A 21,574-nucleotide genomic window follows, 5' to 3' on the forward strand; every position below is an offset into this window, starting at 1 on the left:
TTTAACTATAAAAGCGCGCTCCATTTTACCAAGCGGGAAAAAGATAACATCTTGTTTATAATTAGCGTGGATTGTGGAACGGCTATTCAAGGTATGTTGTTAGGTTTTGATTGTGGCTTTGTTTGCCTCGGCATATCCCGCGTACTGATTTAGGTATTTTTTAAAAAGGAAAGTTAGATGAAACAACACTATTTTCTAAATGTGATGGTAGCGATATTCGTGTCGTTGGTGTTCAGTTATCCGCTGCAAGCCAAGCAGTTTAAAATATTAGTATTTAGCAAAACCGATGGTTTCCATCATGTCTCAATTAATCAGGCAATCACGAGTTTAAAAGATATGTCTGAAAAACATCATTTTGCTATGGATTGGCAAGAAGATGCTCAGGTTTTTAACCCCGACAATTTAGCTAAGTATGACGCTGTTATGTTTTTACTCACCACCGGTGATGTGCTCAACCTACAACAACAGGAAGCGTTTGAGCAATTTATTAAATCAGGTAAAGGATATATAGGAGTCCACAGTGCCAGCGATACGGAATATGAGTGGTCATGGTATGGCAAGTTGGTTGGGCGACAATTTCATATTCATCCAAAAATTCAAACCGCTGAATTATCAGTGATTGACCGTTCATTTCCGGGGGTAGAAACAATTCCCGACGTATCTTTGTGGACTGACGAGTGGTATGAATTTGGACCCGAACTAAGTCCTAATCTGAATTATATATTGAGTATCAATGAAAAAACCTATTCTGCTCAAGCTGATTGGGGACGAGTAAAAGGGGAAGGAATGGGGGATTTTCATCCTATTGCTTGGTACCAAGAGATAGACGGCGGGCGAGCATTTTACACAGGTCTTGGTCACCTCGCTGCGATGTACAAGAATACTGCGTTTCAAGAGCACTTGTATGGCGGTATCTATTGGGCGGCTACAGGCAAAGGTATCCGCAATTAACTGGCATTATCTCCAATAAAAAAGGCCTCGTACGAGGCCTAATTATTGAATTTTTAGAATTTAACCGTAAAGAATGCGATTGACTTTATTTTCTAATAATTCCTGCTGACCACTAACATGTTTTGGATCTAGCGAATTATCAACAGTGTATTTGGCTAGTGACTCAAGTGTATGATCGCCACCGATGATGTCTTTTCCTAACGGTTTATTCCAGCCTGCGTATCGTTCTTTTACCTTGCTTGCTAAGAAGTCATTATTAATAATTTCTGCGGCTTTTTTAAGGCCCAAGGCCATATGATCCATTCCGCCAATATGACCATGAAATAAATCAACAGGATCTGCACTTTGGCGACGCAACTTGGTATCAAAGTTTAAGCCACCTGTAGTGAATCCGCCCGCTTTGAGTACTTCGTACATAATCAAGGATAATTCTTCTATAGCATTGGGGAACTGGTCAGTATCCCAGCCGTTTTGCGCGTCGCCGCGATTAGCATCTATGCTACCAAATATGCCGAGTGACACGGCAGTGGCAATTTCATGATGAAAAGAATGACCAGCTAATGTCGCATGGTTCGCTTCAATATTCATTTTGAACTCTTGTTCTAAACCATATTGTTTTAAGAATCCATAAACGGTAGCGCTATCATAGTCATATTGATGTTTAGTCGGTTCTTGAGGTTTGGGCTCAATCAGCAAGGTCCCTTTGAATCCAATTTTATGTTTATGCTCAACTACCATTTGCATAAAGCGACCTAATTGCTCACGCTCTTGTCGTAAGTCGGTATTTAATAGGGTTTCGTAACCTTCACGTCCGCCCCAAAGAACATAGTTTTCGCCGCCTAATCGTTTAGTCGCATTCATGGCATTGAATACCTGAGTTGCGCCGTAACTAAATACCTCTGGATTTGGGTTGGTTGCACCACCAGCTGCGTATCTGGGGTTACTGAATAAATTTGCTGTTCCCCACAGTAATTTAACACCAGATTCTTCTTGTTTGGCCTCTAAAACATCCACCATTTGTGCGAAGTTATTGATGTATTCTTTAATTGAATTGCCTTCTGGGGCTACATCGATATCGTGGAAACAATAAAACGGAATATCCAGTTTGCTAAAGAACTCAAATGCGACTTCGGCTTTTTGTTTAGCGCGTTCCATGGGATCCCCAGGTTTTAACCAAGGTCGGCCAAACGTGCCTTGTCCAAATACATCAGCACCATCCCAACAGAAGTTATGCCAATAGCACGCAGCAAAGCGCAAATGATCTTTCATGCTTTTGCCAAGGATTATCTGTTCCGGATTGTAATGATGAAATGCAAGTGGATTATCAGAATCCACACCTTCGAATTTAATTTTTTCAATGTTTTCGAAATATTGGGACATTAAGGTCTCCTGCAGCGGACTATTTTAGACCCGCGATTGATGAAAGGTTGAGATAGTGAATGTTTAGAACATTCGCAACAATTACGATTTATGCTTAGGTCATTGTGCTTTTTTCTGACCTTGAACAACAAAGCGTGTATTGAAGAGTGACATCTAAAACAGACTCTTCAATAAAGGGTAAAGCTGCCTAAATTTTTCTCTACGCAATTTATAAACTTTTACCATGTCCTGGTTAGGCTGGTGGATTTGGACGACTTCAGGCTCGGGACAAACATCGTCTACATTAAGCTCTGGGTTCACCGCCAATCTGGCTAATCTAGCTGCACCAAGTGCCGGTCCAACGTCACCGCCTTGTCGAAAGGTAATTTTGGTATTTAAAACGTCCGCTAATAACTGTCGCCAATAAGGACTTCTTGCACCACCTCCAATCAAGGTGATTTCGTTGGCTACCGCACCTGAGGCATGCACTGCGTCAACGCCATCGGCAAACGCAAAACTCACGCCTTCCAATATCCCATGAGTTAAACTTGCTTGGTCACTGGCATGAGTCAAACCAAAGAAACTACCTTTTGCGTGAGGGTTGTTATGAGGCGTTCGCTCTCCGCTTAAATAGGGAAGAAAAATAGGTGCATCTGCAACTGCAAAAGAGCTTGATTCCAGCTGAGCAAGTAAATCAGGTACGTCCAATTTAGCGATCTCATCAGCGAACCATTGTAAGCAACTTGCTGCACTTAACATCACCGACATTAAGTGCCATGTGCTTGGTAACGCATGACAAAAACTATGCACCGCCATCTGGGGGTTAGCGTTGAATCCTTCAGAAACCAAAAAGTAAACACCTGACGTCCCTAACGAAATCATTGCTTGACCGGGGTTTACTAAGCCGACTCCAATAGCACCTGCAGCATTGTCACCACCTCCTGCGATAACCGGTATTTTTTTGATATTCCAACGCTCACACAAGTGATTGCTCACGTACCCAGAAATGGCGTTTCCTTCGAACAATGTTGGCATTTGCTCGATTGTTAAGCCGCAGGCTGCCAACATACGCTGATCCCAAGCTCTGGCGTTGACGTCAAGCCACATAGTGCCTGCGGCATCAGACATGTCAGTAGCGAAATCGCCTGTGAGTAGAAAGCGTAAGTAGTCTTTAGGTAATAATACTGTTGCAATCTGAGAAAATAATTCCGGTTCGTTTTGTTTAACCCACAGCAGTTTAGGAGCAGTGAATCCCGGCATTATCAAATTGCCGGTAATTTGATGACAATCTTTTACCTGATTCTCTATTTCTTCGCATTGCGCTTGGCAACGGCCATCATTCCACAATATGGCTGGACGAATAATCTCGTTATCTTTATCTAACAAGGTCGCACCATGCATTTGTCCTGACAGTCCAATACTGCAAACTTGCTGTAAATCATTTCGATTCGTCAGTTGCAACATCACTTTGTCAAATGCGTTCCACCAATCTTGTGGGTTTTGTTCTGACCATAAAGGGTGTGGACGAGAAATATGTAATGCTTCGGATTGACTATCTAAAATCTGACCCGAATCATCCATTAGGATGACTTTTATACTAGATGTGCCTAAATCAACGCCAAGATACATGTCGTTCTCAAACCGTAAATAAATGATTATTTATCTTTTACGACTGACAATTTTCTATCAATTATGATATTTAGTTATTTAATTTCGTAATTTTTTATCTTGGTTTTATTAACCCGATAAGCGATTAAGATACGTTCACTTTACTAGCTCCTTATTCAGGTTTTTGTAGAACAAAAGGTGTTTCATGTTTAAAGCAAAGCACAGTATTTCGTTATTATTCAATGCGAATAAAGTGTACGATCGCCACGTTATAGAAGGCATTGGTCATTATTTGCAGTCTTCCAAAGTCGATTGGGATATTTACCTCGAAGAAGACTTCTTAACGCGAATCGATAATATTCAAGATTGGGTAGGTGATGGCATTATTGCTGATTTTGACGCACCTGCTATTCAAAACGCCGTAGAAAATATCAGTATTCCAATAGTGGGAGTAGGCGGCTCTTATGAAAACGCTGAAGATTATCCAGATGTGCCTTATGTTGCTACAGACAATTACGCATTGGTTAAATGTGCCTACGAACACCTAAAGCAGAAAGGCATAGAACGCTTTGCGTTTTATGGATTTCCTCCTGACGATAATCACCGCTGGGCGACTGAACGAGAGAAGGCGATTATAAAGTTGTGCAAAGAAGATGGCTATGATTGTGCGGTATATCGTGGTCATCCTACTCGCCCGGAAACATGGCAATATTCAATGAACCGGCTATCTGACTGGCTGCAAGGGCTACCTAATCCTGTTGGTGTCGTATCGGTAACGGATGCGCGTGCTCGTCATTTGCTGCAGGCCTGTGATCACATCGGTAAATTGGTGCCAGACCAAATCTCTATTGTTGGCATTGACGATGATGATATCGCCCGTAATTTAAGCCGAATTAGCCTAAGTTCAGTCACACAAGGTTGCTTTGAGATGGGCTATCAAGCAGCGAAGCTCTTGCATCGCCGCTTAGAGAATCCAAAGTTAAAAAATAAAATTGTAATGGTACCTCCAATTGGCGTAGCGCAACGTCAATCTACCGATTTTAAAGCGCTAAAAGATCCCTATGTTATTCAAGCTATGCATTTTATTCGTCAAAACGCGTGTCGCGGTATAAAAGTTGATCAAGTTCTTGATTATGTGGGAATTTCTAGGTCAAACTTGGAGAATAGGTTTATTCAAGAGAGGGGGCATAGTATTCACCTTGAAATACATAACGAAAAACTTGCCAAAGCCTGCAACTTACTTAAAACGGAAGACATGCAAACCTCTGAGATTGCACTAATCTGCGGTTACCCTTCTTTGCAATATATGTATGCTGTATTTCGCAAGCACTTTGATTTAACGCCAAAACAGTACCGAGAAAAGCATGTGCCGAATAGTTAGAACGATTTAGCAATTTAGTCAGTAGACCAATGACTTTTGGCATATAGTGTTCATGCCGAAAATTAGCGATACTCGATTTATCGATTAAGCGCACGTTCGACTATTTAGATAAACACCTGGTGGTTAATGCAAACCCTAAAAAGCTTTTTTAGTATTGAAAATTTATCTGCTATTTTTCCTTGGGCTGTTGTGACCGGGGTCGTCATGTATTTGATGACTCAGTCAAATCGTTATTCAGCAGAAGCAATAGCAGGGACCGCAATTGCTTTGGTCATTTACATTGTTTGTTTTATTGTCGCTATATCAGATAACAAATATCGTTATGACCTGCCTTTAAGACTTGTTTTGATTGCGATTCAATACCTTGCCGTTTTGATAGCCGCTTTGCTTGCGCCTTTTGGCTTTTTAGCTATTTTAGTGACAATTTGGAGTGCGCAATTACCCTATTTTACTTCCTTTAAGAATACGCTTATTACCTCGCCAATTTGGTCTGCGCCATTTTGGATAATTATGTATTTTTATTGGCAAATTGATTCCTCAGTGTTATCAGCGTTGCTGTTCTGGACATTTAATATCTTTGCATTAGTGATGGTAAACGGGAACATAAAAGAAAAGCGTGCGACAGAACAAGCAATGGAGTTAAACCGCGAGTTAATGGCAACGCAGGCTTTGTTAGGAGAAGCCTCAAAACAAGCAGAAAGAGTGAGAATTGCGCGCAATATTCACGATCTTCTCGGTCATCATCTCACGGCGTTGACTATTAATTTACAGGTTGCGGCTAGAATCTCAGAAGGTGAAGCTCAACTCAAAATCAAACAATGTCACGATTTAAGCAAATTATTGTTAAGTGACGTGAGAGAAGCAGTATCTGAAATTCGAGAAAAATCGCATATTAAACTGCATCACGCACTGCATGCACTGTCTGACAACGTACCCAATTTACACATTGAAATGGAATTAGAAGCAAATTTGAATATAGTTGACGTTAATATGGCGGAGGCTATTTTGCGTTGCGTTCAAGAGTCAATTACTAATACATTGAAGCATAGTGATGCAACATGCTTTCATATTGGGCTCAAGCAAGAAAATGAAAAATTTCAGTTAACTATGTATGACAATGGTACACCTAAAAAATACAAAGCATTAAACGAAGGTAATGGCTTGTTAGGAATAAAAGAAAGAATTCATAATTTAGGTGGCGCGGTGAAAGCAGAATTTACAGATAACGGTTTTCGCACTTTCATTGAGTTGCCGGAGCTAATATGAAGATAAAAGTTATGTTAGTCGACGATCAGACCTTGGTCCGTGAAGGCATCAAAAGCTTGTTGTCTTTAGCGCCTGAATTAACTGTTGTGGCAGAAGCTGGTGACGGAATGGAGGTGGTTGATATTATAAGCAAACACTCACCAGACATAGTATTAATGGATATTCGTATGCCGGTGATGAATGGAATAGAAGCCGTTAAAGCGATGCATGCATCGCATTTGGAAAATATCCCACCGGTGATAATGCTAACCACATTTGACGATCATCAACTGGTTTTGCAGGCGATACAAGCAGGAGCAAAGGGGTTTTTGCTTAAGGATGTGGCACTAGAAAGGCTAGTGGACGCTATCGTCGCTGTACATAGAGGCGAGACGCTGATTCAACCTAGCTTAACGCAAAAAGTATTGACGACACTGCAAAACAAAAAAAGTGACTTTGAAAGCTCTGCAGAACCAATCCCATTAAGTGTTAAAGAAGTAGAAATTTTACGATTAATTGCAGCGGGATGCAGCAACCGCGAAATTTCTGAAATGATGTTTAAGTCAGAGGGGACGGTAAAAAATCAGGTATCGAATGTGTTAGACAAGCTAGGTGTGCGAGATCGAACGCGTGCGGTTTTAAAAGCTATCGAGCTTGGGTTTATCTAAACTTATTGGAAACTTCACTATAAACTCGACACCTTTACCTACTTTAGATTTACAATCTATATGGCCAGATAAAACTTTGACTACGATATTGTAGCAAATGTGCATTCCTAAACCGCTTCCGCCTGAATTTCTAGCACTGGTAAAAAAGGGTTTATAGAGATTTTCAATCGTATGTTCTGTCATTCCACAGCCATTATCTTTGTATTTAATCTCTAGTGTCGGGTGTCCTGCTACTTTTTCGATGACTCTAAACTTAAAAAAGATGTGACCGGATTGATCTTGTTCAAAGCCATGTTGGACAGAATTCATAATCAGATTAATCAATAATTGGCTTATCGCCCCTGGATTACTATAAATTTCTAAATCAGGGTCAACATCAACACAAAAATGATGCTTTGTTCGTTTCAAACGAGGTTTTAAAGAAAGTAAAATTTCGTCTAAATAACCACTTAGGTTAATTTTTCGTGCTTCTTGGCTATGCTGATCTAAAGATAATTGCTTAAATGTTTTTATTAATTGCGTAGAACGAAATAAATTGCGTTCAACAATATCGACACTTTCTTCAGTCTCTTCCAGAAATTTTTGCAATTGCGAACGTTTAAGTTGGTCATCCTTAAACGCTTTCGTGGTTGTTTCCAAAATGCTACGAAGGTAAGAAATGGCAGTAATAGCCACACCTGTTGGCGTATTGATTTCGTGAGTTAGACTAGACATCATGGTGCCTAATGCCGCCATATTTTCCAATTCAACTAACTGTGTCTGCACATCGTTACGTTGTTCTAATGCTTTTTTGAGCATCAAGTTGGCGCTACTTAGTGCTTGGGTGCGTTCTTCAACGCGCTTTTCTAAGTTGGCATTAGCTTCTTTTAACTGCCTGATATTATTGAAGCGTTCTAAAATAAGTGACGCAATCTGCGATTCGTAATTAAGTGAATCTATATCATCTTGATCGGGAACACCTGCGGTAGAGAAAAACATACAAAAAGTGCCATACACTTCTCCATCAGGAGAAATTATAGGTTGGGACCAACACGAACGTATACTGCATGCAGATGCGATACTTCTGAATTCATGCCAACGTGCATCTTGCATAACATCTTCACAAATCGTCAGTTCTCGATTTGCTATAGCCGCAGTGCAAGTTGAAACAGCAGGAACAATTTTTTGATTCTTTAATGCGGTTAAAAAAGGTTCTGGTAGACTAGGACCAACAAACGGGTTTAACACTGTTTGCGTATCATCTAGTAAGTTAATTGAACATTTTAATCCTGGCGTGGAAGATTCTAAACTCGCGATCAATTCACACAACACTTCATCCAAGGGATTGCCATTAACCATCAACTCTAGGGCATTAACGCGACCATGCTCAATAGCATTGTGGCGTTTTAAATGAGCAAATTTACTTGCTTCATTGATGTTGACGACATTCGATGAATTCATATTATTTTTGTTATTTTTATGTTGAAAGTATGTTTAAAATTCCATCACCAATTTACCATAAAATAAACTGCTGTCTACGGCAATATATTTACCTATAGGTCTCCATGGATCGCTTGTAATACCGCAATAGTGGCAATAGCGGCAGTTTCAGTCCTTAACACTCTAGGGCCTAATTGCACGGTTTGAAACCCAACTTGTTCCGTTGCATATATTTCAGTTTCTGAGAAACCGCCTTCAGGGCCAATGAGCAATTTCACACCTGCCGGAGGAATTGCTAAATCTTTGATGCTTTTATCTGCTTTTGGGTGCAACGTTAATCGAAGTTGGTTGGTGGATTGCCTCGTCCAATCATGGATAGACATGCAAGGGTGCAAAATAGGTATTTGGTTTCTTCCACATTGCTCACAAGCTGAAATTATCAATTTCTGCCATTGAATAGATTTCTTTTCCCATCGTTCAGCAGACAATTTCACACCACACCTTTCAGTGATTAAAGGTGTTATTTCTGTTACTCCAAGTTCCACTGCTTTTTGAATCGCAAAATCCATTCTGTCGCCGCGAGAAACCCCCTGTCCTAAATGAATGTTTAAACCGGATTCAACGCTGATAGACAACTTAGCGTCTACTAATGCGCTGGCTTGGCGTTTTTTCACAGAAACTAATTCTGCACTATATTCATTGCCATCACCATTAAACAATACTAATGGATGGCCTTCAGATAGGCGTAATACACTGACGATATGATTCGCAGCATCAGGGGTAAGATCGATAGTACGATCAACAATTAATAAGTCAGGATGATAAATTCTTGGAATGCGCATGTTCAGATAAAGTCAGTTAACAATATCCGCTATGGTATAACAATTAATTAGATAAAATCACGAGTAAGAGTCAAATGCTGTGAATGTATCACGGCATTTGACTCTGTAAACGAACTTTTTAAATGCAATTGATTATTCAGTTCGCATTCAAAGTTTTCGAAGAGTTAATGCTATTGTGACTTGTGCTGATATCTAGAGAGTCATGTGAGCTTGCATTGAAGCCATCCTTGCGCGCATGTGCAGTATGCTCACCTGTATCTTTAGAAAGGCAAAACACTAATAGAATTATCAAACTAACGAAGATTATCGAGAGAATTAACATTTTCAATTCCTTTAAAAATATTACGTAAAACCCCTTAATCGGGCCAATAAGAATAGCACTTCTTTTAAATAAAGTAGAGTTTAATGTGACTAAAAAATAAACATTATCAAAACTCTATTAAATTCAGTCGCTTGTAAAAAGTTAAAACTGCAAAGAAGTACTTTTCTGTCTGTACGCAATAAACCTTACTTAAAAAGCAAGTGTCACCTAAATAAAAGTCAGCCTGTTTTGAAATTGAAAACCGTCTGATCATTAACTTTTATAAACAGATATGTGCTGCAAAGCAGAACAAGCGAGGCTTAAATTAACTTGAATTTTTGACAATTAAATGACAACTAACAAAAAATTTTGAATTTTAACGCTGGGTATAGACATTCGTCGGTGACGCAAAATTGAGACATATACGTTAGTATAATTTGGCAAAAAAAAGGGTGCATATATTGTTGATTCATTTATTATTTCTATGTCCCACTGATTACCTAAGTAGTGATGATGGCCAAAACAAAATGAAAAGGCTTTCGTTTGGTGTAGGACTATCGCTATTCAAAGAATGAAAAACTTCCCGGAGAAAAAACATGCTTGAAGATATTAATGTTTCAGAGTTAGTTGAAACTTATTTAATTCCATGGGGGCTGAACATTTTGTTCGCCATCATTATTTATATCGTTGGTAAAATCATTGTGGGGATTCTTGTTAATTTATTTGGCAAGGTCATGGCGCGCTCTAAATATGATGATATGTTAGTCGACTTTTTGAAGTCTATACTAGCCGCAATTTTGATGCTGTTTGTTATCGTTGCATCATTAGACCGATTAGGGGTAGACACAACTTCGCTAGTCGCAATTTTAGGTGCTGCAGGTTTAGCCATAGGTTTGTCATTACAAGGTTCATTGCAGAACTTTGCCGCTGGTGTCATGTTACTTGTTTTCCGCCCATTTACTCGCGGAAACTTCATTGAAGCAGCCGGAACAGCTGGTGTCGTAAAAGACATTACTATTTTTACAACCGTTATGACGACGCCAGATAACAAAGAAATCATCGTACCAAATGGTGCTATTTACAGTGGTAACATTGTTAACGTATCAGCCAAAGAAACTCGTCGTGTTGATATGGTTGTTGGCATTGGATACGACGCAGATTTGAAACGAGCGAAAGAAGTATTGCTTGAAATGGTCAATGCCGATGAGCGTATTTTGAAAGATCCTGCGCCTACTGTAGCTGTATCAGAATTGGCCGATAGCAGTGTTAATTTTGTGGTTCGTCCTTGGGTTGCCGCTGCTGACTATTGGGCAGTTAAATTTGACTTTACTGAAGCAGTTAAATTGCGCTTCGATCAAGAAGGTATTAGCATTCCTTTCCCTCAAATGGATGTACATTTACACAAAACTGAAGAGTAATTTTCAAAAAGTGTAAGCTAAAAAAATGCCGCAATTGTTATTGCGGCTTTTTATTTTTCAGCACATTGCTTTTTAAGCAACTGACTACATTTTACAGTTTGGTTTACCCAATGCCTGATTAGCAAGCGCTTGGGCCGACGACATATTCGCAGTGAGCGTTTCTATACGAGTTGAAGGAGACGGGTGAGTAGACATGAACTCAGACGGCCTTTCACCACCGCTAGCCTTATCCATATTTTTCCATAATTCAACAGATTGTGCAGGATCAAATCCAGCCCTTGCCATTAATTCTAGACCGATTAGGTCAGCTTCAGTCTCATGAGTACGACTAAAAGGAAGTTGCACGCCCACTTGCACGCCCAAGCCAATTCCGGCCATTATCATATTGCTATTAGCAACTTGTTTCGCACTGAGAATTTGATTTGTCGCTTCCATTCCGATACCTATCAGCGCAGAGTTAGACATTCTTTCGTTACCGTGTTCAGCGATTACGTGTCCAACCTCGTGGCCTATTACAGCTGCTAATTGATCTTGATTTTGGGCCACGTTCAATAAACCAGTGTAAACGCCAATTTTACCACCGGGTAAAGCAAAGGCGTTGACTTGCTCATCTTCAAATACTACCAACTCCCATTGACCATCAAATACGCTATTGGGGACATGCTTGGTGATGTACTGTGCCACACATGAAACAAACTGGTTATCTACGCCTTGTTGAGATACTTTTAACTCAGTTTTCATGCCATCAAAGGCTTGTGCGCCCATATCTGCCAACTGATCTTTAGAATAGAGTTTTAATTGTGATCTTCCCGTTGGCGAGGTCGAACAACCTGTCACTAACAACGCACCGATAGTTGCTGCTAGAAATGTTTTTGAGATGCTTTTAAACATAAATAATTTCCGATTTCCTATTAATTTTGCATTATCAATATTGTTAAGCTTAAATTCAGTTTTGGATCAGTATGCTTGATTAACTCCACAAAGAGATATGTCCAAATGAAAATGACCTATGTAATTTTAACCGCAATAGGCTTGCCATTTTTGCTTTCATCTTGTGCCACTCATCATACGCGATTTTCTGATCGTAACCAATTTGTGACCGAACTATATGCCAGTGTAGACCAAATATATGATGTTGAATTTGAATCTCATGTGGGTGAGGCTGCGGCTACTTGGGGGCTTTGGGGAGCGCTGGAAAATGCCTACGGTAGTGATCGTCAGATTATAGCGGGTGCGCTAGTGGGGGCATTTTTTGGTGGTCTATTGATGGCTATTGAAGAGGGGCCAAGCCAAGGGTATGAATATCACTTAACGGCTACAGATGGTGAATATCTCGTTGTGGTGTTAGATTATTTTCCGGCTGACGAAGGGGATTGTGTAAGAGTAAGAATGGCGAGTCAGGTTGACGTATTTTCTGCAAATCCAGCGTTTTGTCGCAATTCTGATTTGTCAGTAGTTAGAAAATAAACGCAGCGCCCTAAAGACGCTACGTAACTATTCTTAGTATTAAAGCGCGGCTTTTAACTGCTCAGCTTTGTCTGTCGCTTCCCAAGGAAATTCTTCACGTCCAAAGTGACCGTAAGCGGCGGTATTCTGATAAATAGGACGTTCAAGATCAAGCATCTGAATTAGGCCATAAGGTCGTAAATCAAAATTCGCTCTGACCAGTTCAGTCAGTTTTTGATCAGATATAACTCCGGTGCCAAACGTTTCGATACTAATTGATGTTGGTTCTGCCACGCCAATCGCGTATGAAACTTGGATTTCACAGCGTTTTGCCAGGCCTGACGCGACAATGTTCTTCGCAACATAGCGGCCAGCGTATGCAGCAGAGCGGTCTACTTTTGAAGGATCTTTACCTGAAAAACAACCGCCACCATGACGTGCCATGCCACCATAAGTATCCACTATAATTTTTCGACCAGTTAATCCACAATCACCCATTGGTCCACCGATGACGAAACGACCCGTTGGATTAATAAAATACTTCGTTTTGGCAGTTAGCCATTTCTCAGGCAATACTGGCTTAATGATTTCTTCCATTACGGCTTCTTTGAGATCAGCCGTGCTGATTGAATCGCAATGTTGGGTAGACAAAACTACAGCATCAACCCCTACAGGTTGATCATTCTCGTATATGAATGTGACTTGGCTTTTAGCGTCGGGACGTAACCAAGCAAGCGTTTCATTTTTTCTGACTTCAGCTTGACGCTTAACTAAACGATGTGCGTAAGTAATCGGAGCAGGCATTAATACGTCGGTTTCGTCACTTGCATAACCAAACATGAGGCCCTGATCACCAGCACCTTGTTCTTCTGGACGGCTACGGTCTACACCTTGATTTATGTCTGGCGATTGTTTGCCTATGGCATTAAGCACGGCACAAGAATCTGCATCAAATCCCATATCAGAATGAGTGTAACCAATTTCGCGTACGGTTTTACGAGTTAATTCTTCAATATCAACCCAAGCTGACGTCGTGACTTCACCACCAACCAAAACCATACCGGTTTTGACAAAGGTTTCGCAGGCAACGCGTGCTTTTGGATCTTGAGTTAAAATAGCATCTAATACCGCATCAGAAATTTGATCAGCAATTTTATCCGGATGTCCTTCTGAAACAGATTCTGAAGTAAACAGGTGTGATGTCATGTATTTATCCTTACTTAAATTCGCACTAAAAACTTGCGCCAAATTTCTATCTTCATCGGCAATAGGTACATTTTAACCAATATTTCTGAAAATACCAGTCTTTCCGTCTAGACGTCCAAATGGCTATATGTTCAAAATGCTTTCCAGTCACAACGATGCGCAACTAATTCCAGAAGGTGCAACTCAAAAAGAATAGAACATAACCAAAAAAAGCATAATCAATAATGAATAAGCGTTGCAGTTCGTCGTAGGCTGATGGAAAATGACCAGCCCCAAATGAATACAAGCAATTGAATCAATGTCTTACTCGTTTCGTTAGGCTTTGAGCATGCTTTAGGCAACTATTTATAGCAGGAGACACTATGCCTTCACGTCGAGAACTCGCCAACGCCATTCGCGCTTTGTCAATGGATGCAGTACAACAAGCTAATTCGGGACATCCCGGAGCACCAATGGGAATGGCCGATATTGCCCAAGTATTGTGGGGGGATTTTATGCATCACAACCCCACCAACCCAAATTGGGCAAACCGCGACCGTTTCGTGTTGTCAAATGGCCATGGCTCGATGTTGATCTATTCGCTGTTGCATTTAAGTGGTTATGATTTACCCATAGAGGAATTAAAAAACTTTCGCCAATTACACTCTAGAACCCCTGGACACCCAGAATATGGTTACGCACCAGGTGTTGAAACCACTACCGGTCCACTTGGACAAGGTATCAGCAATGCTGTAGGTATGGCCATTGCGGAAAAAATGTTAGCTGCGCAATTTAATCAGCCGGATTTCGATATAGTCGATCACTTCACATATTGCTTTTTAGGTGATGGTTGTTTAATGGAAGGGATTTCCCATGAAGCTTGTTCTTTGGCTGGCACTTTGGGATTAGGCAAATTAGTTGCATTCTGGGATGACAACGGCATTTCTATTGACGGTGAAGTAGAAGGTTGGTTCACTGACGATACTCCAGCACGATTCGCATCATATGGGTGGCACGTAATTGCGGGCGTTGACGGGCATGATCCCGAAGCAATAAAGGCGGCAATCGAAGCGGCGAAAGCGGAAACTTCGAAACCTACATTGATCTGCTGTAAAACTGTGATTGGCTTTGGCTCTCCTAATAAAGCAGGTAGTCATGCGAGTCATGGTGCACCTTTAGGCGATGATGAAATAGCTGCAACTCGTGCACAACTTAACTGGGACCATGCACCTTTTGTTATTCCAGAAGATATTTATTCTCAGTGGGATGCAAAACAATCTGGTCAGGAATTAGAACAGCAGTGGAACGCGCAATTAGAAAAGTATTCTCAAGCTCACCCGCAACTTGCTAGTGAATTAAAGCGTCGATTGAAGGGTGAATTACCGGCAGATTTTAGTCAAAAAGCGCAAGCATATATTGAACAAACCCAACAAAAAGCAGAAAACATTGCAAGCCGTAAAGCGTCGCAAAACGCTATCGAAGCATTTGCTAGTTTATTGCCTGAAGTGGTGGGTGGCTCAGCTGATTTAGCGGGTTCAAATTTAACCTTATGGTCTGGCTCAAAAGGGATTACAGCTGATGATGCCAGTGGTAACTATATTTTCTATGGTGTGCGCGAATTTGGCATGAGCGCGATTATGAATGGCATCGGGTTGCACGGTGGGTTTAGAACCTATGGCGCAACATTTTTGATGTTCATGGAGTATGCACGTAATGCGGTTCGTATGTCATCTTTAATGGGCATTCCCAATATTTTTGTTTATACCCATGACTCTATTGGGCAAGGCGAAGATGGGCCAACACACCAGCCGATTGAGCAAGTAGCAAACTTACGCTTAACCCCTAACTTAACTACATGGCGTCCTTGTGATGGCGCTGAAACGGCAGTGGCTTGGAAAGCGGCAATTGAACGTACAGACGGACCAAGCGCGCTAGTCTTTAGTCGCCAAGGTTTGCCGGCACAATCGCGCAATGCACAACAACTGGCCGACATTGCTAAGGGTGCTTATATACTTGTAGATTGTAATTCAACCCCAGAGGTTATCTTAATAGCAACGGGTTCAGAAGTGGGGATTACAGTAGAAGCGGCCGAGAAGCTGAGTGCTCAAGGTAAAGCTGTGCGTGTGGTTTCTATGCCAAGTACGACTATTTTTGATGCCCAAGATGCTGAATATCGTGAATCGGTACTACCTAGAAATGTGACAAAACGGGTAGCTGTTGAAGCTGCACATGTCGATTTTTGGTATAAATACGTTGGATTTGAAGGCAAAGTTGTGGGCATGACCACATTTGGTGAATCTGCCCCAGGTGGCGCGTTGCTGAAACATTTTGGTTTAACTGCGGATGCCATCGTTGAAGCAGCCAATTCATTGTAAACTAGCATTAACCTAATAGTGTGAGTAATCAGTAAGTCAGATAAACTCACCTACTCAATAAAGACGGGCGCAATCTTTAAAGGTTGCGCCCATTTATGTATAAAGAGTGACATGATTCGAATCGCAATAAACGGCTTTGGCCGAGTCGGACGCAATGTTTTACGCGCCTTATACGAAAGTGCTCGGTACAATCATATTAAAGTTGTCGCAATTAATGAAATTGCCGACCCAGAAGGCATAGCACACTTACTCAAATACGATACTGCACACGGTCGCTTTGGTTTTCCTGTTAATTTAGATGGAAATTGTTTACGCGTTGGCGAAGATGCAATCCAGTTATTACATTGCGCCAACTTAGACCAACTTCCTTGGACTGAATTAGATATTGATTTGGTGATGGAATGCACTGGGGTACACAACGACAGAGCTGACGCTGAAATTCATATCGCCCAAGGTGCAAAAAAAGTATTGTTTTCACATCCTTCAACCCCTGATATGGATGCTACAGTCATCTTTGGTATCAACGATGATTTACTGCAAAGTGATGATCGAATTGTTTCCAACGGCTCATGTACAACAAATTGTATTGTGCCCGTCATTCAGGTTTTGGATGAAGCATTTGATGTATTGAGTGGCACAGTAACGACAATTCACTCTTCGATGCATGATCAACAAGTGATAGATGCTTACCATCCAGATTTACGCAGAACGCGTGCAGCTAGCCAATCAATTATTCCAGTAGATACTCGTTTAGCAGCAGGGATAGAACGAATTTTACCTAAATTTGCAGGAAAATTTGAAGCAATTGCAGTCAGAGTACCTACAATCAATGTAACGGCAATGGATTTAAGTGTCACTGTCGACAAAAAAGTGTCAATTAATGATATCAATCAGGTGCTCAAACAAGCAGGTCAGGGCAGATTGAGTAGAATTTTAAGTTACACTGAAGAACCTTTAGTGTCGGTAGACTTCAATCATGATCCGCATTCTTGTATCGTAGATGGCACCCAAACTCGAGTAAGTCATAAACAGCTTGTCAAAACCTTGGTTTGGTGTGACAACGAATGGGGTTTTGCGAATCGAATGTTAGACACTGCCGAGGCTATGTTTCGCATTTGAACTATAAAGGTAATTAACGTAAATATACTTAATGCCTTTGTAGATAAACAATTAATAATAGCAAGATTAGAGGAACCTATATGTCAGTACTAAGTATGGCTGATTTGACGCTCACGGAGAAGCGAGTGTTGATCAGAGAAGATCTTAATGTCCCGGTTAAAGATGGAAAAGTTACATCTGATGCGAGAATTAAGGCGGCGTTACCTACCATCAAATTAGCCCTTGAAAAAGGGGCAAAAGTCATGGTGATGTCTCACTTAGGCCGACCTACAGAAGGCGAGTACGAAGCACAATATTCGTTGCAACCTGTAGTGGATTATTTAACCCAAGCGTTAGATTGCCCAGTTAGATTAGCGGGTGATTATCTCGATGGTGTAGAAGTCGAATCAGGCGAAGTCGTAGTGTTAGAAAACGTGCGATTTAATGTGGGGGAGAAAAAAGATGATGAAACCCTCGCAAAACAATATGCAGCCTTATGTGACGTATACGTTATGGATGCTTTTGGTACGGCTCACAGAGCGCAAGCATCAACGCATGGTGTCGGTAAATTTGCTCCTGTAGCTTGTGCGGGCCCTTTATTGGTGAACGAATTAGATGCGTTAGGCAAGGCATTAGATAACCCAGCAAGACCATTGTTGGCGATTGTTGGTGGTTCTAAAGTGTCCACTAAACTAACAGTATTAGAATCCCTATCGGGTAAAGTTGATCAATTAATTGTGGGTGGTGGCATCGCCAACACATTTATTGCAGCACAAGGCTATAATGTAGGTAAATCTTTGTATGAAGAAGATTTAATCCCAGAAGCAAAACGTCTCATGCAAGCAGCACAAGACAATGGTGGCAATATTCCCGTGCCAGTAGATGTCGTTACCGGTACTGAGTTTTCAGAAACTGCTAGTGCGAGCTTGAAATCAGTTACTCAGGTGACTGATGAAGATATGATTTTTGATGTCGGCCCACAAACCTCCAATCAATTGGCGGCGTTAATTAGACAAGCTGGCACCATTGTCTGGAATGGACCTGTAGGCGTTTTCGAGTTCGACCAGTTTGGTGAAGGAACTAAAGCAATTTCGTTAGCAATTGCACAAAGCGAAGCTTTTTCAATTGCTGGAGGTGGTGATACTTTGGCAGCCGTAGACAAATATGATATCGCTGATAAAGTATCTTATATATCAACAGGTGGTGGTGCCTTCTTAGAGTTTTTAGAAGGTAAAATTTTACCTGCGGTAGCAATGTTGGAAGCAAGGGCAAAAGAGTCATAATCGACAGATTAAAGCTCTACATATAAGAAGTGCTATTAAGCACCGCTAAGTTTTGTATTCTACTAAAAAATTAAGGAGTGTTGCGAATGGCATCACAAGCACAACTAGACATGCTAAAAAAGATTGAAACTGATAATGGATTTATCGCTGCGTTAGATCAAAGTGGGGGGAGTACCCCAAAAGCATTGAAACTATATGGTGTGACTGAAGACCAATATAGTGGTGACGAAGAAATGTTCGGTAAAGTACATGAAATGCGTACACGAATTATCACTAACAGTGCTTTTAATGGTAAACGGGTACTAGGTGCTATTTTATTTGAAAATACCTTAGATAGAGATATTGAAGGAAAACCTAGTTCACATTATCTGTGGCAAGAGAAACAAGTTGTTCCTTTTCTTAAAGTAGATAAAGGCTTGGAAGCTGAAGAAAATGGCGTACAACTGATGAAAGCAATGCCCGGATTGGATGACGTCCTTGATAAAGCCAATGCGAAAGATGTATTCGGTACCAAAATGCGTTCTGTGGTTAAATCTGCAAATGCCGCTGGTATTAAAGCTATAGCTGAACAACAGTTTTTAATTGGGAAGCAAATATTGGCTAAAGGCTTGGTTCCAATTATCGAACCTGAAGTAGATATTCATGCACCTGACAAAGAAGAAGCAGAAGCGTTGCTTAAAGCTGAAATCTTAACGCAGCTTGATGCCTTACCGGATACTCAGGTTGTCATGTTAAAACTGACGTTACCTGAGGTTGAAGGATTTTACTCTGAACTCGTAGCGCATCCTCGCGTATTAAAAGTAGTCGCCTTGTCTGGCGGTTATTCTAGAGAAGAAGCAAATGCACGTTTAGCCGCTAATAACGGTATTATTGCTAGTTTCTCGCGAGCGCTGTCTGAAGGACTATTTGCACAATTGTCAGATCAAGAGTTTACTGAAACCCTTGATGCGTCAATTGAGAGTATTTATCAAGCCTCAATTACATAATTAAAGTGTGAAGTTTAAAAAGCCGGGCATTGTCCGGCTTTTTTGTTAATGTTTGTTTATTGTTTGAATTTGGGGCTTCCATGGAATATGACCTACCGTTACCTCTATACAAAAAACTTACCGTCACTTTCCGAGTTGAACCTGGGTGTTTAGGCCCTGATGGTGCAGATCATATAGTCGGGTTTTGTAAGCATGCTAAGCAAGCCGTTGCAGGGTTAGATTCTGATTTTGTACGGTGGGTCATTACTCCGCGTTTTGACAAATCATTATTGGAAACTGAATATCGAACCAATGGTAAACGACTAAACCAGCAACAAGCCGCATTATATTTAAGTGCTTTTGGTAAAAGTTTGGATGATTTTGAAGAGCATTTACAAGATAAACTGTCGGAGCTAATCGATACCTATCTGGGACGGTAGCGCAGTGCAATTGCCGAAGCTGACTAACTAAATGATAGTTTATAATCCAATGCAGTTAAATAACCAGCCTCACTCGCTAAATCTGCGCTAAATATGGGTTTCCCCTCTAGCCAGTCTTTAGGGAAGGTGATTTGCATAAATTGCTCATCTACTGAAATCGTAAATTCAGGCAATATATTGTCTTGCCTCTTGATATTTAGTAATACACCCATTCTTAATATTATGATCAGTTTTTTCACTGCATCACTGTCGAACTGCCAAAATTCATGTAGCTCTTCTGGTCGTAATTTTTTGCGATGAAAGCGTGCTAAAACAGACAGTAGAATCTGTTGCTCTTGGTTGAATCCATGTAAATCCACATTTTGCAATATATAACCTGAGTGACGCTGGACGCCGCGCGAGTTTATCTGCAAGCCGACTTCATGTAAAAGTGCCGCCCAACTGAGCATATTGCGGTGCTCCCGGCCGCTGATTTTCCAACTTTTTTTGCATTGCTCGTAAACAAGCATGGTGATGTCATGGACACGTTTGGCCTGATCAACGTCTACGTCATACCGGGTTGCTAAACTTTGCGCTGTTCGTTCACGAATATCATGGTGCGCTAATTGCTCCTCCATTTCGTAAATCACACCTTCACGCAATGCTGCTGCAGAGTACTCCATGGTTTGAATTTTAAGGCTTTTGAAAATCCCGATTAAAATGGAAAGACCTGCTGCCAGTACTGGAACTCTATCTTCAGTCACTGCCAGCTTTAGATCTTTTATATGCCCTGCGGAAATACATTTATTGCGCAATTCTTTTAAATTGTCTAAGGTCACAAACCCTTCGGGGTTACCCTCGCTTAACGATTGTGCCAACAGCACAATCGCTTTGATAGTGCCTGACGTGCCTATGCAATGTCGCCAGCCAAGTTTTAAGTACTTGGCGTCAATTAATTCCAATTCTTGCTGTGCTGCCGTTGCCGCCTTTTTAAACGCGACACTGCTTAACACGCCATCCTCAAAGAAGCGCTTGGTATAGCTCACGCAACCCATTTGAAGGCTACGCATCATTTTACTTTCAAAACCATCGCCAATAATAAATTCAGTTGAACCACCACCTATATCAACGACTAAACGTTGACCATTATTTTGCACCGTGTGGGCAACGCCTGAATAAATTAATCGTGCTTCTTCAATGCCAGAGATTATTTCAATTGGATAAGGAAGGATTTTTTTAGCCGCGCGAATAAAGTCTTTGGCATTCTTGGCTTTACGAAGGGTATAAGTGGCGACAATTCTGACCGTATCTGGCTCAAAACCTTTGAGGCTTTCTGCGATTATCTGCAAAGTATCTAAACCGCGTTGCATGGCTTCTTCGGACAATCGGTTTTGCGCGTCAAGACCGTCTGCCAAACGCACTTTTTGCTTTACTCGATGCAAAATCTGTACGCTACCAGCAACAATTCTAGCAATGACAAGATGAAAACTATTCGAGCCAATATCCAAAGCAGCCACCTGCATTGTTGGACGTCCTTCTATGTTACTGAAGGCTTCACTGAATTCTGGCATGGTTAACTTTCATCCTTTGGCGACGGCACTCACCCTATAT

Annotated in this window: 18 protein-coding genes; 11 read left to right on the plus strand and 7 right to left on the minus strand. The window is 41.0% G+C overall.

The genetic code is table 11. The features are described from left to right. The first annotated feature begins 177 nt into the window (after window positions 1-177). A complete protein-coding gene (locus tag GLIP_RS14790) occupies window positions 178-951 on the plus strand; it encodes a ThuA domain-containing protein (RefSeq protein WP_008845467.1) in 774 nt (257 codons plus the stop codon). A gap of 60 nt (window positions 952-1,011) precedes the next feature. Here the strand turns inward: GLIP_RS14790 and xylA are convergent, their stop codons facing one another. Together xylA and xylB are read right to left on the minus strand one after the other, a co-directional pair. Then, complete coding sequence (xylA, locus tag GLIP_RS14795) at window positions 1,012-2,331, minus strand: xylose isomerase (protein WP_008845468.1); 1,320 nt, start codon at window positions 2,329-2,331, stop codon at window positions 1,012-1,014. A 153-nt stretch (window positions 2,332-2,484) separates the two neighbouring features. After that, window positions 2,485-3,939, minus strand: a complete 1,455-nt coding sequence (gene xylB, locus GLIP_RS14800; RefSeq protein ID WP_008845469.1) for a xylulokinase — start codon at window positions 3,937-3,939, stop codon at window positions 2,485-2,487. 184 nt (window positions 3,940-4,123) lie between these two features. Here xylB and GLIP_RS14805 point away from each other — a divergent pair, with 184 nt between their 5' ends. From GLIP_RS14805 to GLIP_RS14815, 3 genes are all read left to right on the plus strand, one after another. Beyond that, window positions 4,124-5,299, plus strand: a complete 1,176-nt coding sequence (locus tag GLIP_RS14805; RefSeq protein ID WP_008845470.1) for a XylR family transcriptional regulator — start codon at window positions 4,124-4,126, stop codon at window positions 5,297-5,299. 126 nt (window positions 5,300-5,425) lie between these two features. After that, window positions 5,426-6,565: a sensor histidine kinase gene (locus GLIP_RS14810; RefSeq protein ID WP_008845471.1), complete on the plus strand. Its 1,140-nt coding sequence runs from the start codon at window positions 5,426-5,428 to the stop codon at window positions 6,563-6,565. Further along, window positions 6,562-7,212 (plus strand): response regulator transcription factor, encoded by a 651-nt coding sequence (locus GLIP_RS14815; protein WP_040523088.1) that lies wholly within the window; start codon window positions 6,562-6,564, stop codon window positions 7,210-7,212. Before GLIP_RS14810 ends, GLIP_RS14815 begins: the two co-directional genes overlap by 4 nt. On the opposite strand, the gene GLIP_RS14820 is transcribed toward GLIP_RS14815, so the two are convergent. Together GLIP_RS14820 and GLIP_RS14825 are read right to left on the minus strand one after the other, a co-directional pair. Then, window positions 7,183-8,652 (minus strand): GAF domain-containing sensor histidine kinase, encoded by a 1,470-nt coding sequence (locus tag GLIP_RS14820; protein ID WP_008845473.1) that lies wholly within the window; start codon window positions 8,650-8,652, stop codon window positions 7,183-7,185. The genes GLIP_RS14815 and GLIP_RS14820 overlap by 30 nt on opposite strands. A 92-nt stretch (window positions 8,653-8,744) precedes the next feature. Then, a complete protein-coding gene (locus GLIP_RS14825) occupies window positions 8,745-9,473 on the minus strand; it encodes a 16S rRNA (uracil(1498)-N(3))-methyltransferase (RefSeq protein WP_008845474.1) in 729 nt (242 codons plus the stop codon). Window positions 9,474-10,370: 897 nt separating this feature from the next. Between GLIP_RS14825 and GLIP_RS14830 the strand changes: the two genes are divergently transcribed. Continuing rightward, window positions 10,371-11,192, plus strand: coding sequence for a mechanosensitive ion channel family protein (locus tag GLIP_RS14830; RefSeq protein ID WP_008845476.1), 822 nt, complete (start codon window positions 10,371-10,373; stop codon window positions 11,190-11,192). 84 nt (window positions 11,193-11,276) lie between these two features. Here GLIP_RS14830 and GLIP_RS14835 read toward each other — a convergent pair whose 3' ends face one another. After that, window positions 11,277-12,083, minus strand: a complete 807-nt coding sequence (locus tag GLIP_RS14835; protein WP_008845477.1) for a M48 family metallopeptidase — start codon at window positions 12,081-12,083, stop codon at window positions 11,277-11,279. Between the two features lie 105 nt (window positions 12,084-12,188). Between GLIP_RS14835 and GLIP_RS14840 the strand changes: the two genes are divergently transcribed. Continuing rightward, window positions 12,189-12,659, plus strand: a complete 471-nt coding sequence (locus GLIP_RS14840) for a hypothetical protein (protein ID WP_008845478.1) — start codon at window positions 12,189-12,191, stop codon at window positions 12,657-12,659. Window positions 12,660-12,698: 39 nt separating this feature from the next. On the opposite strand, the gene metK is transcribed toward GLIP_RS14840, so the two are convergent. Next, entirely contained in the window at window positions 12,699-13,844 is a 1,146-nt protein-coding gene (metK, locus tag GLIP_RS14845) for a methionine adenosyltransferase (protein WP_008845479.1), read from the minus strand. 362 nt (window positions 13,845-14,206) lie between these two features. Between metK and tkt the strand changes: the two genes are divergently transcribed. The 5 genes from tkt to GLIP_RS14870 all read left to right on the plus strand — a co-directional run bounded on the left by tkt (window position 14,207) and on the right by GLIP_RS14870 (window position 19,984). Further along, the gene (gene tkt / locus GLIP_RS14850; RefSeq protein WP_008845480.1) at window positions 14,207-16,198 is read left to right on the plus strand and encodes a transketolase; all 1,992 of its coding nucleotides are present in this window, start codon (window positions 14,207-14,209) and stop codon (window positions 16,196-16,198) included. Window positions 16,199-16,309: 111 nt separating this feature from the next. Further along, window positions 16,310-17,317, plus strand: a complete 1,008-nt coding sequence (gene epd / locus GLIP_RS14855) for an erythrose-4-phosphate dehydrogenase (protein ID WP_008845481.1) — start codon at window positions 16,310-16,312, stop codon at window positions 17,315-17,317. Window positions 17,318-17,397: 80 nt separating this feature from the next. Continuing rightward, a complete protein-coding gene (locus GLIP_RS14860; protein ID WP_008845482.1) occupies window positions 17,398-18,579 on the plus strand; it encodes a phosphoglycerate kinase in 1,182 nt (393 codons plus the stop codon). A gap of 86 nt (window positions 18,580-18,665) precedes the next feature. Then, a complete protein-coding gene (locus GLIP_RS14865) occupies window positions 18,666-19,565 on the plus strand; it encodes a fructose bisphosphate aldolase (protein WP_008845483.1) in 900 nt (299 codons plus the stop codon). An 80-nt stretch (window positions 19,566-19,645) separates the two neighbouring features. Next, a complete protein-coding gene (locus GLIP_RS14870) occupies window positions 19,646-19,984 on the plus strand; it encodes a hypothetical protein (protein ID WP_008845484.1) in 339 nt (112 codons plus the stop codon). A 23-nt stretch (window positions 19,985-20,007) separates the two neighbouring features. On the opposite strand, the gene ppx is transcribed toward GLIP_RS14870, so the two are convergent. Further along, window positions 20,008-21,534, minus strand: coding sequence for an exopolyphosphatase (ppx, locus tag GLIP_RS14875; protein WP_008845485.1), 1,527 nt, complete (start codon window positions 21,532-21,534; stop codon window positions 20,008-20,010). Between the last annotated feature and the right edge of the window lie 40 nt (window positions 21,535-21,574).

It is taken from the genome of Aliiglaciecola lipolytica E3, assembly GCF_000314975.1.
GTDB lineage: Bacteria > Pseudomonadota > Gammaproteobacteria > Enterobacterales > Alteromonadaceae > Aliiglaciecola > Aliiglaciecola lipolytica.

Coding starts and splice junctions, on each gene's coding strand:
- ppx (WP_008845485.1), bottom strand. CDS start 21,534: ATGCCAGAATTCAGTGAAGCCTTCAGTAACATAGAAGGACGTCCAACA.
- tkt (WP_008845480.1), top strand. CDS start 14,207: ATGCCTTCACGTCGAGAACTCGCCAACGCCATTCGCGCTTTGTCAATG.
- GLIP_RS14825 (WP_008845474.1), bottom strand. CDS start 9,473: ATGCGCATTCCAAGAATTTATCATCCTGACTTATTAATTGTTGATCGT.
- GLIP_RS14815 (WP_040523088.1), top strand. CDS start 6,562: ATGAAGATAAAAGTTATGTTAGTCGACGATCAGACCTTGGTCCGTGAA.
- GLIP_RS14835 (WP_008845477.1), bottom strand. CDS start 12,083: ATGTTTAAAAGCATCTCAAAAACATTTCTAGCAGCAACTATCGGTGCG.
- GLIP_RS14865 (WP_008845483.1), top strand. CDS start 18,666: ATGGCATCACAAGCACAACTAGACATGCTAAAAAAGATTGAAACTGAT.
- GLIP_RS14820 (WP_008845473.1), bottom strand. CDS start 8,652: ATGAATTCATCGAATGTCGTCAACATCAATGAAGCAAGTAAATTTGCT.
- GLIP_RS14790 (WP_008845467.1), top strand. CDS start 178: ATGAAACAACACTATTTTCTAAATGTGATGGTAGCGATATTCGTGTCG.
- GLIP_RS14810 (WP_008845471.1), top strand. CDS start 5,426: ATGCAAACCCTAAAAAGCTTTTTTAGTATTGAAAATTTATCTGCTATT.
- GLIP_RS14860 (WP_008845482.1), top strand. CDS start 17,398: ATGTCAGTACTAAGTATGGCTGATTTGACGCTCACGGAGAAGCGAGTG.
- GLIP_RS14870 (WP_008845484.1), top strand. CDS start 19,646: ATGGAATATGACCTACCGTTACCTCTATACAAAAAACTTACCGTCACT.
- xylB (WP_008845469.1), bottom strand. CDS start 3,939: ATGTATCTTGGCGTTGATTTAGGCACATCTAGTATAAAAGTCATCCTA.
- GLIP_RS14830 (WP_008845476.1), top strand. CDS start 10,371: ATGCTTGAAGATATTAATGTTTCAGAGTTAGTTGAAACTTATTTAATT.
- GLIP_RS14805 (WP_008845470.1), top strand. CDS start 4,124: ATGTTTAAAGCAAAGCACAGTATTTCGTTATTATTCAATGCGAATAAA.
- xylA (WP_008845468.1), bottom strand. CDS start 2,331: ATGTCCCAATATTTCGAAAACATTGAAAAAATTAAATTCGAAGGTGTG.
- epd (WP_008845481.1), top strand. CDS start 16,310: ATGATTCGAATCGCAATAAACGGCTTTGGCCGAGTCGGACGCAATGTT.
- GLIP_RS14840 (WP_008845478.1), top strand. CDS start 12,189: ATGAAAATGACCTATGTAATTTTAACCGCAATAGGCTTGCCATTTTTG.
- metK (WP_008845479.1), bottom strand. CDS start 13,844: ATGACATCACACCTGTTTACTTCAGAATCTGTTTCAGAAGGACATCCG.